The 14,539-nt window shown below is 67.2% G+C and carries 9 protein-coding genes; 8 read left to right on the top strand and 1 reads right to left on the bottom strand.

Annotated features, from left to right (window positions below):
- The first annotated feature begins 24 nt into the window (after window positions 1-24).
- The 7 genes from chvE to ACOCEP_RS32975 all read left to right on the top strand — a co-directional run bounded on the left by chvE (window position 25) and on the right by ACOCEP_RS32975 (window position 12,411).
- Window positions 25-1,152 (top strand): multiple monosaccharide ABC transporter substrate-binding protein, encoded by a 1,128-nt coding sequence (chvE, locus tag ACOCEP_RS33005; protein ID WP_482333159.1) that lies wholly within the window; start codon window positions 25-27, stop codon window positions 1,150-1,152.
- Window positions 1,153-1,156: 4 nt separating this feature from the next.
- Entirely contained in the window at window positions 1,157-2,680 is a 1,524-nt protein-coding gene (gene mmsA / locus ACOCEP_RS33000) for a multiple monosaccharide ABC transporter ATP-binding protein (RefSeq protein WP_482333158.1), read from the top strand.
- A gap of 3 nt (window positions 2,681-2,683) precedes the next feature.
- On the top strand, window positions 2,684-3,931 hold the full coding sequence (gene mmsB / locus ACOCEP_RS32995; RefSeq protein WP_482333157.1) for a multiple monosaccharide ABC transporter permease: 1,248 nt from the start codon (window positions 2,684-2,686) through the stop codon (window positions 3,929-3,931).
- A 218-nt stretch (window positions 3,932-4,149) separates the two neighbouring features.
- A complete protein-coding gene (locus ACOCEP_RS32990) occupies window positions 4,150-6,684 on the top strand; it encodes an alpha-L-arabinofuranosidase C-terminal domain-containing protein (protein ID WP_482333156.1) in 2,535 nt (844 codons plus the stop codon).
- Window positions 6,685-6,686: 2 nt separating this feature from the next.
- On the top strand, window positions 6,687-8,144 hold the full coding sequence (locus ACOCEP_RS32985; protein ID WP_482333155.1) for a family 43 glycosylhydrolase: 1,458 nt from the start codon (window positions 6,687-6,689) through the stop codon (window positions 8,142-8,144).
- A gap of 22 nt (window positions 8,145-8,166) precedes the next feature.
- The gene (locus tag ACOCEP_RS32980) at window positions 8,167-11,901 is read left to right on the top strand and encodes a glycoside hydrolase family 2 TIM barrel-domain containing protein (RefSeq protein ID WP_482333154.1); all 3,735 of its coding nucleotides are present in this window, start codon (window positions 8,167-8,169) and stop codon (window positions 11,899-11,901) included.
- Window positions 11,902-12,006: 105 nt separating this feature from the next.
- Complete coding sequence (locus ACOCEP_RS32975) at window positions 12,007-12,411, top strand: hypothetical protein (protein WP_482333152.1); 405 nt, start codon at window positions 12,007-12,009, stop codon at window positions 12,409-12,411.
- Here the strand turns inward: ACOCEP_RS32975 and ACOCEP_RS32970 are convergent.
- The gene (locus ACOCEP_RS32970; RefSeq protein WP_482333151.1) at window positions 12,389-12,943 is read right to left on the bottom strand and encodes a hypothetical protein; all 555 of its coding nucleotides are present in this window, start codon (window positions 12,941-12,943) and stop codon (window positions 12,389-12,391) included. The genes ACOCEP_RS32975 and ACOCEP_RS32970 overlap by 23 nt on opposite strands.
- Window positions 12,944-13,016: 73 nt before the next feature.
- Between ACOCEP_RS32970 and ACOCEP_RS32965 the strand changes: the two genes are divergently transcribed.
- Window positions 13,017-14,372: an MFS transporter gene (locus ACOCEP_RS32965; RefSeq protein WP_482333150.1), complete on the top strand. Its 1,356-nt coding sequence runs from the start codon at window positions 13,017-13,019 to the stop codon at window positions 14,370-14,372.
- Window positions 14,373-14,539 lie beyond the last annotated feature (167 nt).

Here is a 14,539-nt window from a genome sequence, read left to right as displayed (position 1 = left end):
GGTCCCCACCGGAAAGAAGGAACAATGAGGTTCACGAAACTGGCCACACTGGCCGTGGCGGTCGGCGTCGGTGCCGCGCTGACGGCCTGCGGTTCGAGTCAGAAGTCCGTCGACCAGCAGGCGGCCGCGGGAGGCGCGGCTGGCGGACTGGTCGGCGTCACCATGCCGACCAAGTCGTCGGAGCGCTGGATCCACGACGGCGACAACATCAAGGCGGCGCTGGAGAAGCTGGGCTACCAGGTCGACCTGCAGTACGCCGAGGACGACATCCCCACCCAGGTGAACCAGATCGAGAACCAGATCACCAAGGGCGCGAAACTGCTCGTGATCGCCTCGATCGACGGCACCGCGATCACCACCCAGCTGCAGGAGGCCGCGGACAAGAAGATCCCGGTCATCGCTTACGACCGGCTGATCCGCAACACCCCGAACGTCGACTACTACGCGACCTTCGACAACTTCAAGGTCGGCGTGCAGCAGGCGACGTCGCTGCTCACCGGGCTCAAGGTGCTCAAAGAGGACGGTTCGCCCGGCGAGGGCAAGGGACCGTTCAACATCGAGCTCTTCGCGGGTTCGCCGGACGACAACAACGCGACGTTCTTCTTCAACGGCGCCATGTCCGTGCTGAAGCCGTACCTCGACAACGGGACGCTGGTCGTCAAGAGCGGCCAGACCGCGTTCAACGTCGCGGCGATCCTGCGCTGGCAGGCGGCGACCGCGCAGCGGCGGATGGAAGACCTGCTGACCAAGACCTACAGCTCCGGCGACAAGGTGCAGGGCGTGCTCTCGCCGTACGACGGGCTCTCCATCGGCATCCTCTCGGCGCTCAAGAGCAACGGCTACGGAACGCCGGGCCAGCCGTATCCGGTGGTCACCGGCCAAGACGCCGAGGTCGCCTCGGTGAAGTCGATCATCGCGAACGAGCAGTACTCGACGATCTTCAAGGACACCCGCAAGCTCGCCGAGACCACGGTCAAGATGGCCGACGCGGTGCTCAAGGGCGGCAAGGCCGAGACCAACAACACGACGGACTACAACAACGGGCAGAAGGTCGTTCCGGCGTTCCTGCTGGAGTCGGTGATCCTCAACAAGGGGAACTACCAGAAGGAACTCATCGACTCGGGCTACTACAAAGCGGAACAGCTGAGGTAGCGACGTGACCGACGAAATCCTTCGGATGCGGGGGATCACCAAGACCTTCCCTGGCGTCAAGGCGCTGCAGGACGTCAACCTGTCGGTGCGCCGGGGAGAGATCCACGCGATCTGCGGCGAGAACGGCGCGGGCAAATCCACGCTGATGAAGGTGCTCTCGGGCGTCTACGCGCACGGCTCGTACGACGGCGAGATCGTCTTCGACGGCGAGCCGTGCGCGTTCTCCGCGATCCGCGACAGCGAACGGCGCGGCATCGTGATCATCCACCAGGAGCTCGCGCTGTGTCAGCAACTGTCCATCGCGGAGAACATCTTCCTCGGCAACGAGAAGGCCCGCGGCGGGCTGATCGATTGGAACCGGACCAACTCCGAGGCGGGCGAGCTGCTGCGGCGCGTCGGCCTGCGGGAGAACCCGGTGACACCGGTGCTGGACATCGGCGTCGGCAAGCAACAGCTGGTGGAGATCGCCAAGGCACTGTCCAAAGAGGTCAAACTGCTGATCCTGGACGAGCCGACGGCGGCGCTGAACGACGACGATTCGGCGCATCTGCTCGAACTGCTGCGCGGCTTGCGCGAGGACGGCGTCACCTGCGTCCTGATCTCGCACAAGCTCAACGAGATCGCCGCGATCGCCGACTCGATCACCATCCTGCGCGACGGCAGGACGATCGAGACGCTGGACGCGGGCACGGTGACCGAAGACCGGATCATCGCCGGGATGGTCGGCCGGAAACTGGAGAACCGGTTCCCGCCGAGGGAACCACGGATCGGCGACGAGGTCCTCCGGATCGAGGACTGGACGGTGCACAGCCCGACGCAACATGGCCGGGTGGTCGTGGACGGCGCGAGCCTGACGTTGCGGCGCGGCGAGATCGTCGGGCTCGCGGGGCTGATGGGCGCCGGGCGGACCGAGCTCGCGATGAGCGTGTTCGGCCGCTCGTACGGCAAGGACATCTCCGGCCGCCTGATCAAGGACGGCAAGGAGATCGAGGTGCGCACGGTCGGCGACGCCGTCGCGAACGGGATCGCCTACGCCACCGAGGACCGCAAACGCTACGGGCTGAACCTCATCGAGGACATCCAGCGCAACGTCTCCGGTGCCGCGCTGGGCAAACTCGCGCGCCGCGGCTGGGTGGACGAGAACGAAGAACACCGTGTCGCCGAAGAATTCCGCAAGAGCATGAACATCAAGGCACCGGACGTGCGCAGCGTGACCGGCACGCTCTCCGGCGGCAACCAGCAGAAGGTCGTGCTGTCCAAATGGATCCTCACCGATCCGGACGTGCTGATCCTCGACGAGCCGACTCGCGGCATCGACGTCGGCGCGAAGTACGAGATCTACACGATCGTGAACCGGCTCGCCGAGGAGGGGAAGGCCGTGCTGGTCATCTCGTCCGAGCTGCCGGAACTGCTCGGGCTGTGCGACCGGATCTACACGTTGTCGGCGGGCCGGATCACCGGTGAGGTCGGCCGGGCCGAGGCCACCCAAGAGGTCCTCATGCGGGCGATGACCAGGGAACAGGAGTAAGACATGAGCACCGCCTCCGCCGACACCGTCACCGGTGTCCCGGACCAGCAGGAAGCCGCGCCGGCCAGGGCGCCGCGCCGGATCTCGTTCAACCCGCGCGAGAGCGGCATCTACGTCGCTTTCGCGCTGATCGTCGTGTTGTTCTCGATCCTCACCGGCGGTGCGCTGCTGGAACCGCAGAACATCTCGAACCTGATCGTGCAGAACTCGTACGTGCTGATCCTCGCGATCGGCATGATCCTGATCATCATCGCCGGGCACATCGACCTGTCGGTCGGCTCCGTGGTGGCGCTGACCGGCGCGATCTCGGCCGTGCTGATGGTGAACCTCGGTGTGGCGTGGCCGATCGCGCTGCTGATCACGCTGGCCGTCGGCGCGGTGATCGGGGCATGGCAGGGGTATTGGGTCGCGTACTTCGGGATTCCAGCGTTCATCGTGACGCTGGCCGGGATGCTGATCTTCCGCGCGCTGACGCTCACCGTGCTCGGGAACCAGGGGATCGGCCCGTTCCCGGACGAAGTGCGCACGCTGGCGAACGGGTTCACCGGCGGCTATCTCGGCAACATCGGGCTCGGCCCGCTCGGCGGCGCCGACGTGGTCAGCCTGCTGGTGGGTGCACTGGCCATCGCGGGCGCGATCGTTTCGCGGTGGCGCAAGCGGACGGCCCGGCTGAACTATCTGCAAGAGGTCGATCCGCTGCCGATGTTCCTGCTGAAGATCGCCGCGGCGGCCGCCGTCGTGCTGTTCGTCGTGGTGCAGCTGGCGCGGTACAAGAACCTGCCGTGGGTGCTGATCCTGCTTTCGGTACTGGTGATCGGCTACTCGCTGGTGACGACGCGGGCGGTGTTCGGCCGCCACATCTACGCCATCGGCGGGAACCTGCAGGCCGCGACGCTGTCCGGCGTGAAGGTCAAGAGCGTGACGTTCTGGATCTTCGTCAACATGGGTGTGCTCTCCGCGCTCGCCGGGATCATCGTGGCCGGACGGCTCAACCAGGCCGGGCCGACCGCGGGAAACATGTTCGAACTCGACGCGATCGCCGCGGCGTTCATCGGCGGCGCCGCGGTGCAGGGCGGCGTCGGCAAGGTGGTCGGGGCGATCACCGGCGGGCTCATCATGGGCGTGATCAACAACGGCATGTCCCTGATCGGCGCGCCGACCGAGAGCGTGAACCTGGTGAAGGGGTTCGTGCTGCTCGCCGCGGTCGCCTACGACATCTGGACCAAACGGCGGGCCCGTACCGCCGCCTGATGGTCGTGAGCTGAAGGGAACTTTCCCCGCATGCCAAGCGGTGAAGGGCGCTTTCCCAGCATCGTATGCGGGGAAAGCGCCCTTCAGCCCCCCCGGCGCCACCGCGGTCCGATATCCCGACACCGAAACACACTGCGGAACGCCGGATCGCCATACCCGGCAGAACACGAAAAACCTTCCTAACTCCGGTTCCTCGCAACGTCGCGAAAGGAAGTGCTGTGCGCAGCAGATCAGTCCGGCTCGGTGTGCTGTCCCTGACCATCGCCGCCGGTGTCCTCGTGCCCGTCCAGACCGCTTCGGGCCAGCCACCGACGACCGACTACAGCCTCGCCGTGGACGCGGCGGGACGCGGTGCCACGATCGACCGTTCGATGTACGGCGTTTTCTTCGAGGACATCAACCGCGCCGCGGACGGCGGCCTGTACGCCGAACTCGTGCAGAACCGCTCCTTCGAGTACGACAAGGCCGACAACGCGTCGTACACCCCGCTTACCTCGTGGGCACCCACATCGCTCAACGGGGGAACCGGCACAGCGACGGTGACCGACGACGACCGGCGGCTCAACGAGCGGAACCGTCGCTACCTGAAACTCGACCTCGGCCGAGGTGAGTACGGCGTCGCGAACTCGGGCTACAACTCGGGGATCCGGGTCGAGAAGGGCAAGCAGTACGACTTCTCGGTGTTCGCCAGGACCGAGCGCGCGGCGGGCACCCCGCTCACGGTGGCCGTCACCGATCCGGCGGGGAAGGCGCTGGCCGATCCGCTGCGGCTCCAGGTCCGCGGCGACGGCTGGGTGCGCTACACCGGCACTGTCCGGGCGCGCGAGTCGAGCGCGCTGGGCAGGCTCGCGCTGACCGCGTCCGGCGGCGGAACCCTGCGGCTGGACATGGTGTCGCTGTTCCCTCGCGACACCTACAAGAACCGGCCCAACGGTATGCGGGCCGACCTCGCGGAGAAGATCGCCGCGCTCAAGCCCGGTTTCGTCCGCTTCCCCGGCGGCTGCCTGGTCAACACCGGCAGCCACCAGGGTTACGAGGCACCGAACTGGGAGCGGAAGCGCTCGTACCAGTGGAAGGACACGATCGGCCCCGTCGAGCAACGGGCCACGAACGCGAACTTCTGGGGCTACAACCAGTCCTACGGCATCGGCTACTACGAGTACTTCCAGTTCTCCGAGGACATCGGCGCGATGCCACTGCCGGTGGTGCCGGCGCTGGTCACCGGCTGCGGGCAGAACAGGGCGACCGACGATCCGGCGCTGCTGCGGCGGCATATCCAGGACAGCCTCGACCTGATCGAGTTCGCCAACGGCCCGGTCTCCTCGACGTGGGGCAGGAAGCGGGCCGAGATGGGACATCCGGCGCCGTTCAACCTGACGCATGTCGGCGTCGGGAACGAGGAGAACCTGCCCGACGAGTTCTTCACCCGGTTCACCGAGTTCCGCAAGGCGATCGCGGCGAAGTACCCGGGGATCACGGTGATCAGCAACTCGGGACCGGACGACACCGGCACGACGTTCGACCGGCTGTGGGACCTGAACCGGAACGCGAAGGTCTCGATGGTCGACGAGCACTACTACAACAGTCCACAGTGGTTCCTGCAGAACAACCAGCGCTACGACACCTACGACCGCAACGGCCCGAAGGTGTTCCTCGGCGAGTACGCGTCGCTGGACAACAAGTTCGGCAACGCGCTGGCAGAGGCCGCGTACATGACCGGGCTGGAGCGCAACGCCGACGTCGTCAAGCTCGCGTCGTACGCGCCGCTGCTGGCGAACACCGACTACGTGCAGTGGAAACCGGACATGATCTGGTTCGACAACCAGCGCTCGTGGGGTTCGGCCAGTTACGAGACGCAGAAGCTGTTCATGACCAACGTCGGTGATCACGTCGTCCCGAGCAAGGCGTCGGCCACACCGGCCACGGTCGCGCCCATTTCGGGCGCGATCGGACTGTCCACCTGGGCGACGAGCGCGGCCTACGACGACGTCAAGGTCACGTCGGCCGACGGCGCGCAGCTGTTCTCGGACGACTTCTCCGGGGATGATTCGCGCTGGTCGAAGGTGGCCGGACGGGGATCGTGGGCGGTGTCGAACGGGGCTTACGTCCAGACGGATCAGGCGGCCGAGAACACCCTCGTGACCGCGGGCGATCCCTCGTGGAGCAACTACGACTTCTCCGTGAAGGCGACCAAGACGGGCGGCAAGGAAGGTTTCCTGGTCGCGTTCGGCGTGAAGGACACCGGCAACAACTACTGGTGGAACCTCGGCGGCTGGAACAACACCGTCTCGGCCGTCGAGAAGACCGAAGGCGGCGGCAAAACGACCCTGCTCCAGAACGACACGAAGATCGAGACCGGCAGGCAGTACGACCTGCGGGTCGAGGTCCGGGGCCGCCAGGTGACGCTGTTCCTCGACGGACAGAAGTGGGGCTCGTTCACCGACGACAAGCTCGCCGAGCCGTTCCGACAGGTCGTCACCCGCGATGTCAAGACCGGGGAACTGGTGGTCAAGGTGGTCAACGCGCAGGCTTCCGCGGCCCGGACCCGCGTCGACCTCGGCACTCGCGTCCAGCCTGGCGCGACCGCCCGTGTGACGACGTTGCAGGGCTCGCCGGACGACGTCAACACCGCCTTCACCACGCCGATCGCACCGCGCGAATCGCGGTTCTCCGGCGTCTCGAACACCTTCACGTACACCTTCCCGCCGAACTCCGTGACCTTCCTGCGGTTCCCGGCCCGAGTGAGGGGATGACCATGACCATCGACCGTCGTGACCTGTTCAGAGCGGGAGGCGGACTGCTGGCCGCCACCGCCGTCGGAAGCCTGGCACCGGGTACGGCCCAAGCCGCCGAAACCGCTCCCGTGCCGTTGACCACGCGGAACCCGTTGGTCGAGCAGCGGGCCGATCCGTTCATCACCCGGCCGGTGAACGGGATGTACTACCTGACCGGTTCGGTGCCCGAATACGACCGCGTCGTCGTGCGCGGCGCCGCCACGCTCGACGGCCTGGCCACCGCCAGGGAGACGACGATCTGGCGACGTCCGTCGTCCGGGAAGATGGGCGGCCACATCTGGGCGCCGGAACTGCACCGGATCGACGGGCGCTGGTACGTGTACTTCGCCGCGGGTGACTCCGACGACGTGTTCCGCATCCGGACGTACGTGCTGGAGTCCACTTCGGACGATCCGCGCGCCGGCACGTGGGTGCTGCGCGGGCAGATGGTGACCAAGTGGGACACCTTCACCCTGGACTCGACGACGTTCGAGCATCGAGGCAAACGCTATTTCGCCTGGGCGCAGAGCGAACCCGGGATCGCGACCAACAGCAACCTGTATCTCGCCGAGATGGCTTCACCGCTGGCGCTGAAGGGCGAACCCGTGCGGCTCGCGGTGCCGACCCTGCCTTGGGAGATCCAGGGCTTCAAGGTCAACGAGGGGCCGGCGGTGCTCATCCGCAACGGACGGGTGTTCATGACCTACTCGGCGAGCGCCACCGACGCCCGCTACTGCATGGGCTTGCTGACCGCGGACGAACGTTCGGATCTGCTCGACCCGCGTTCGTGGACGAAGTCACCGCAGCCGGTGTTCACCACGAACGAGGCGACCCGGCAGTACGGTCCCGGGCACAACTCGTTCACCGTCGCCGAGGACGGCTCCGACGTCCTCGTGTACCACGCCCGCGACTACCGCGACATCACCGGCGACCCGCTGTACGACCCGAATCGGCACACCCGGGTGCAGCGGGTGTACTGGAACGACGACGGTACACCGAGTTTCGGCGTCCCGGTGGGTAAAGGCGGCCCTTGCGTCCGACTGTCCCCGTTGGACGATCCGGCGTTGTACGTGCGGCACTACGAGTACCGGCTGACCGCCGATGGCAATGTCCGCGAGCTGGCCGATTCCCAGTTCCGCGTCGTCGCGGGATTCCGCGGCGCGGGCACCGTCGCCCTGCAGTCGGTGAACTTCCCGGACCGGTACGTCCGGGTGGTGGACGCGACGACCGTGCGGATCGATCCGTACGACGAAAGCGACGCGTACGGCCGGGCGGCGAGTTTCACCCAGGTGCCGGGCCTTTCCGACCGGCTGGCGGTGTCGTTCCGCCTCCCGGGTGAACCTGCCACCTATTTGGCCCACGACAAGGGAAGGATCTTGGTCTTCCGTCCCGGTACCGCGGTGCGGGATCGTCAACGGGTCAGCTTCCGGCTCAGCTGAACTCTCTGGGAGGTTGAACGCAGTGCTGCGAACACGCCCCATCGTCCTGGTCCTGGCGATGCTCGCCGGGACCCTGGTCGCGACCGGCTCCCCGGCGGGCGCCGACGTCCAGTCCTATCTCGACGATCCACGAAAAGTCTCCGAAGGCCAGGAGCCGCCGCACGCCCACCTTCGTCCGTACGCGGACGTTTCCGCCGCGGCCCGCCGCGACGAACGCGGTCCCTACACGATGTCGCTCGACGGCACATGGCGGATCGCCATGGCGGACAATCCCTCTCTGGTGCCGAAGGGATTCCACGACGACGGCTACGACGCGTCGCGCTGGCGTGAGGTGTCCGTGCCGCACACCTGGCAGACGGACGGTCTGGACCACCCGATCTTCCGCAACATCGCCACCGAGATCCAGCCCGACGACCCGCCGCGCGTCCCGCGTGACGTCAACCCGACCGGCGCCTACCTCCGTGACTTCACCCTGCCCGCGACCTGGACGGAGCGCGCGACCTTCCTGCGCTTCGAGGGCGTCACGTCGGCGTACTTCGTCTGGGTGAACGGGAAGTACATCGGCTACGACCAAGGCGGCTACACCCCGGCGGAGTTCGACCTCTCGTCCGCGCTGCGCCCTGGCCAGAACCGGATCGCCGTGCAGGTGCACCGCTGGAGCGCGGGCGCCTATCTGGAGGACGTCGACCAGTGGCGGTACTCGGGCATCTTCCGCTCGGTGACCCTGTATTCGACGCCCGGGACGTTCATCCAGGACGTGGGCCTGACGACGGACCTCGACGCGACCTACACCGACGCCACCCTCAAAGCCGCGGTCGAGGTCGCCACCAAACCCGGTGGGACCACGGGCAAGCACCGTGCCGGGCTGAGCCTGCGTGACGCCGCGGGCAAGGAGGTCGGGACCACGAGCGGGGAGGTCGACGCGGGTGGCAAGACCGCGTTGAGCCTGCCCGTCCGGAATCCGGCGAAGTGGACTGACGAGACGCCGAACCTGTACACGGCGGTGCTCACGTTGGCCGCGCCCGACGGCCGCGTCACGCACATCACCAGCGAGACGGTCGGGTTCCGTGAGATCGAGATCCGCGGCAAGCAGTTGCTGGTCAACGGGAAACGGGTGCTGTTCAAGGGCGTCAACCGCGCCGAGACCGACCCCGACCACGGCAGGCACGTGCCCCGGCGCGCGCAGGAACGCGACGTCGCGCTGATGAAGCAGCTCAACGTCAACGCGGTCCGCACCTCGCACTATCCATCGGATCCCTATTTCTACGAACTGGCCGATCGGCACGGGCTCTGGATCGACGACGAGATCGACATCGAGACCCACAACCACGAGAACTGCGCCCGGTACTGCCAGGCGAACGACCCCGCTTGGCGGGACGCGTTCTTCGACCGCATGATCGGCATGGTCGAGCGGGACAAGAACCACCCGAGCGTCTTCCTGTGGGACACCGGCAACGAGGCGGGCCTCGGCGCGCATCACTTCGCGCTGGCGGAATGGCTGGACGCGAACGAACCGACCCGGCCGATCTACCACCAGTCGAACAGCCCGGACGGGGACGCGCCGTTCGCGGACGTGTGGGGGCCGCGGTATCCGTCTCCGGAGAAGTTCGAGGAGCAGGCGAAGAACACCACCAAGCCGCTGATCTTCGGCGAGTACGCCCACGCCATGGGCAACAGCCTCGGCAACTTCCGGGAGTTCTGGGACACGATCCGGGCGAATCCGCAGACCCAGGGCGGGTTCATCTGGGACTGGGCGGAGCAGAACATCCGGCAGCGGATCCGGATCACGCCCGATTCGTCGGGCAACGACATCTCGGCACACCTCAGCGGGAAGCCGGAGCTGGTCGACGGTCATCGCGGCAAGGCGCTCGCGCTGTCCGGGCTCGACGACTTCGTCGAGGTCTACCGCGACCGGAAGCTCGACATCACAGGGAAGGCGCTGACCCTGGACGCCTGGGTGAAGCCGGGGAAGTGGACCGGCGATTTCCGCATCCTCGGCAAGGGCGATCACCAGTACGCGCTCAAGATGAAGACGCAGGACACGCTGGAGTTCTTCATCCACAGTGGAACGTGGCAGGCGGTGCAGGTGAAGGTGCCCGCCGATTTCTACGGCGACTGGCACCGGGTGAGCGGAACCTACGACGGGACCGCCCTGCGGCTCTACCTCGACGGCAAGGAGATCGGGAGCAAACCGTTCACCGGCGCGATCGACTCGTCTTCGGCGGAGGTCAACATCGGCCGTGACTTCGAGACGTCGTGGAACGACCCGTCGAGTATCGGCTGGATGGGCCGCGGCGCCGTCGACGACGTCCGTATCTACGACAAGCCACTGTCCGCCGCGGAGCTGTCCGGCTCCACCTCGGCGGGCGGTGCGGTCCTGGCACTGGACTTCGACAGCGTCGCGGACCGGGGGAGCCACCTGTCCTACGGCTCCAGTCTGTCCGGTGTGGACGGTCTGATCGGCACGGATCGTTCGGCGCAGCCGGAGACCGCGCAGATGGCGTGGGCACACCAACCGCTCCGGTTCGCCTACTCGGGTGGCTCGTTGTCGGTGACCAACGAGCGTCAGTTCAAGGGCACCGACGAGCTGAACCTGCGGTGGCGGATCCAGGAAGGCTCTCGGGTGGTCGCCCGGGGCGAGCAGCCGTTGCGGGTCGGTGCCGGGTCGACCGGAAAGGTCGCCGTCCCGGTGCCGTCGAATCCCGCGGACCGCGAACGGTTCCTGACCGTCGAAGCGGTGACGACCCAGGGCGAGCCGATGCTCGCGCGGGGCCACGTCCTGGCGCACGACCAGTTCCCGCTCGGTGGGAAGCGGGTGCCGGGTCTGGACCGATCGCCGCTCGACGGGAAGTCCGTCGGCGTCGTCGAGGACGCGGCTTCGGTGACGGCGTCGGCGGCCGGCGTCACGTACCGGGTGGACAAGGCCACCGGCGCGCTGGCGTCGATCCGGCACCAGGGCAAGGAACTGCTGACCGCCGGGCCGAAGCTCGACGCGTGGCGGGCCCCCATCAGCAACGAGACCTTCGCGTGGGGAAGGGCCGAGGGCGAGGACTGGCGCAAGGCGGGCCTGGACCGCTTGAAGACCACGGTCACCGGAGTGCGGGTCGAGAAGGACGGCTCGCGTGGTGTGCGGGTGATCGTCGACAGCCGGGTCGCGGCGCCGGACGTCGCCGGGGCGTGGTTCGACCAGACGATGACCTACGCGGTGGACCGGACCGGGACCCTGAGCCTCGGCAATCGGGTGATTCCGCAGGGGAGTGTGCGCACCCTGCCGTATCTGCCCCGGATCGGTGTGTCGCTCGCGGTACCGGACCGATACGACCGGTTCGCCTGGTATGGGCGGAAAGCCGAGAGTTACGTCGACCGGAAGGACGGGACGCCGATCGGCGTGCAATCCAGCACGGTGGATCAGCAGTACGTCGAGTACCACCGGCCGCAGGACCACGGGAACCACACCGACAGCCGGTGGGCGCTGCTCACCGACGGCCGGACCGGTGGCCTGCTGGTCGGCGGTGCGAACGACGTCAGCGTGACACCGTTCGACGATCTCGACCGGGCGGCGTATCCCTTCCAGTTGCAGCGCAACAAGGGCTGGTTCACGCTGCACGCCGGTCACGCGGTGACCGGCGTCGGGGACACGCCCAACCCGGTGCGGGAACGCAGCCAAGTCCAACCTGACACCACGTACGAGTACACGCTGTCGCTTCGGCCGTTGACGTCCCAGGAAGCGCGGGCGGGACTGCCGACCGGCGGCTGACCCTTTGCGTCTCGTGAGTGGTAAGGACGGTTAGAACCGTCCTTACCACTCACGAGTTGCGGCAGTCGCTAGTCTTGATCTTCGACTGCGAGGGAGACTGAATCCATGGCGGAATGGGCCGATCTGGTCGCGTTCGTACGGCACGAATATCGGGTGGTGAAGGACGAACCGGACGAAATCCGCATCCGGTTGTCCTACGGTGACGAGGACTACGAAGAGCGGGCCCAGACCGTGGTCATCGCGCGGGAGGTCTTCGACCGCCGCGAGGACTGGGTGCAGATCGCGACGCCGTTCGCGCGCGTCGATCAGGTCGACCTCACGACCGTGCTCACCGAGATCGGCAACACGATCGTCGTCGGCGGGCTGGTGGTCATGGGAGACCACCTGGTGCTGCGCCATTCCCTGCCGTTGGTGAACCTCGACATCAACGAGTTCACCGACCCGCTCGAACTCGTCGCGGGCTCGGCGGAAGTGCTGGAGCAGCAGTTCACCGGACGCGACGACTACTGAGCCGCGCGACTTCTTCGAACGAGGTCACGCGCTCGCATTCCTCGTCCGTGAGCTTGTTGATCGCTGCCCGGTACGCCTGTGCTTGAGGCGTACCGGGCAGTTCGCCGTCGAGGAGAAGCGGAAGGCCGAGTTCGAAACCGCAGCGGGCCCGCGCGCCGTAGCGGTGCCGGGTGCGGGCGACCGCGGTGGCGACACGGAGCCCGTGTTCGGTGCCCGGCGGCGTGGCGGGCCGGTCGGTTTCGATGGCCGCGAAACGGAACCCATCGGCCTGGTCGCATCTTTCGCAGCCGCCGGGCCCCGAGCCGAGCCCATTGCCACAGTCGGTGCAGGTCAACCTGTCGAAAGCGGCGTCGACGACTCGCCATTCGAACACGGAAGTATCGGCGATCACCGATTCGGCGAGGTCGATTTCTTCGCTGGTCCCGGCGGCCACCCCGTACTCCGCGAGGAACAGCCGCCAGCGGTCTTCGATGCTCGCCTCGACGGCCCTCAAGGCCTCGGCGGGGCGCCCGCCGCGGGGAAGAGCGGTCATGACGGAATTCCATTTCGCTGGATGGGAGCCATCAGTGGCCCTATCGTGATCGGTCTACGCGATTCGGGGGCGCATGACAACTTCTCGATGGGGTGGCCTCGCCGCCCTGCTGGCGGGATTCTTCGTACTCCTGCTCGACACCACGATCGTCGCCGTGGCGAGCCCGAGCATCCAAGCCGACCTCGGCGGGGACGTCTCGGCGCTGTTCTGGGTGACGGCGGGCTACCTGCTCGCGTTCTCGGTCCCGTTGCTGGTCGCCGGCAGGCTCGGCGATCTCTTCGATCCGAAGCGGGTCTACCTTTTCGGCATGGGAGGCTTCGCGGTCGCCTCCGCGCTGTGCGGGATCGCGCCGTCGATCGGGTGGCTCGTCGCCTTCCGGATCCTGCAAGGCCTGGCAGCGGCCGCGATGGCCCCTCAACCGCTCACCCTGATCCGACGGCTCTTCGCCGATGACGAGAGAGGCCGCGCTTTCGGTATCTGGGGCTCGGTGGCGGCCGCCGCCACCCTGCTCGGTCCTGTCCTGGGCGGAGTGCTGACGGCGAGCCTGAATTGGCGCTGGATCTTCTGGGTGAACGTGCCGCTCTGCGCCGCGGCCGTCGTCATGGGAGTTCGCCTGATTCCGGGAAGTCGTGGCGGTACCACCCGTTTCGACCTGCTCGGCGCCGCGTTGAGCACGGGTGGCCTGAGTCTTCTCGTGTGGGCTCTGCTGTCCTGGAGCCCGCTTTCGGTGCCCGCTGCCACTCTCGCCGTCGTGCTCCTGGCCGGCTTTTGGTTTCAAGAACGCAGGCGAGGCGCGGACGCGCTCGCCCCCTTGCGTCTCTATCGCTCGTCCGGGTACCTGTCCGCGAGCCTCGCGATGGCGTCGCTCGGCGCGACAGTCCTCGCGATGGCGCTTCCGACCATGCTCTACATCCAAGAAATGCGGGGCTTCGGGCCGATCGAAGCGGCGATGGTCCTCGCACCGGACGCCGTCGTCGCGATCCTGCTGTCGCCCTGGGCCGGCCGCTGGGTCGACCGAGTGGGCGGGCGCCGGCCGGCGATCCTCGGCATGAGCCTGCTCGTGACGAGCTTGCTGCTCATCGGGTCGGTGGTGGCGCTGAGCCTGAACCCCTGGTGGATCTCGGTGGGGGCCGCGTTGTTGGGCGCTGCGAACGCGATGGCGTGGTCGCCGCTGTCCGCCGTCGCGATGGCTTCCGTCGAGCCGGACGCCGCAGGTGGCGCCTCGGGTCTGTTCAACACGGTCAGGCAGGTGGGCGCGGTGGCCGGGGTGGCGGTGACCGGCGCGATTCTGGTGGGTCTGGAATCGAGGCCGGGATTGGGTTTCGGGGTGGTGTTCGGGTTCGTGGGGCTGGTCGCCGTTGGTGGAATCGTGGCGGCGGTCCGGCTTCCAGGGAATGCGAGGGTGAGTGAAACGACTGAGGCCTGCTGATTCGAATCACCGTTTCGGAGGTCGGTGGAAATGGCGGGTTCCGTGTCGTCGCGGTGGCGCTCTGGTATTGGGGAAATCAGAGCGGTCAAGCCGGTTGCCTGATTCGAATTACCGGCGCTGGCTGGTCTGGGCACCGTGAGGTAATCGTCGCTTGGCGGCTGTTTCAC

The organism is Amycolatopsis sp. CA-211722, assembly GCF_056828465.1.
The sequence above is the reverse complement of the archived record's forward strand: the minus strand, read 5'-3'. Positions and strand labels throughout refer to the sequence as shown.

Coding starts and splice junctions, on each gene's coding strand:
- ACOCEP_RS32985 (WP_482333155.1), top strand. CDS start 6,687: ATGACCATCGACCGTCGTGACCTGTTCAGAGCGGGAGGCGGACTGCTG.
- ACOCEP_RS32970 (WP_482333151.1), bottom strand. CDS start 12,943: ATGACCGCTCTTCCCCGCGGCGGGCGCCCCGCCGAGGCCTTGAGGGCC.
- chvE (WP_482333159.1), top strand. CDS start 25: ATGAGGTTCACGAAACTGGCCACACTGGCCGTGGCGGTCGGCGTCGGT.
- ACOCEP_RS32975 (WP_482333152.1), top strand. CDS start 12,007: ATGGCGGAATGGGCCGATCTGGTCGCGTTCGTACGGCACGAATATCGG.
- ACOCEP_RS32965 (WP_482333150.1), top strand. CDS start 13,017: ATGACAACTTCTCGATGGGGTGGCCTCGCCGCCCTGCTGGCGGGATTC.
- mmsB (WP_482333157.1), top strand. CDS start 2,684: ATGAGCACCGCCTCCGCCGACACCGTCACCGGTGTCCCGGACCAGCAG.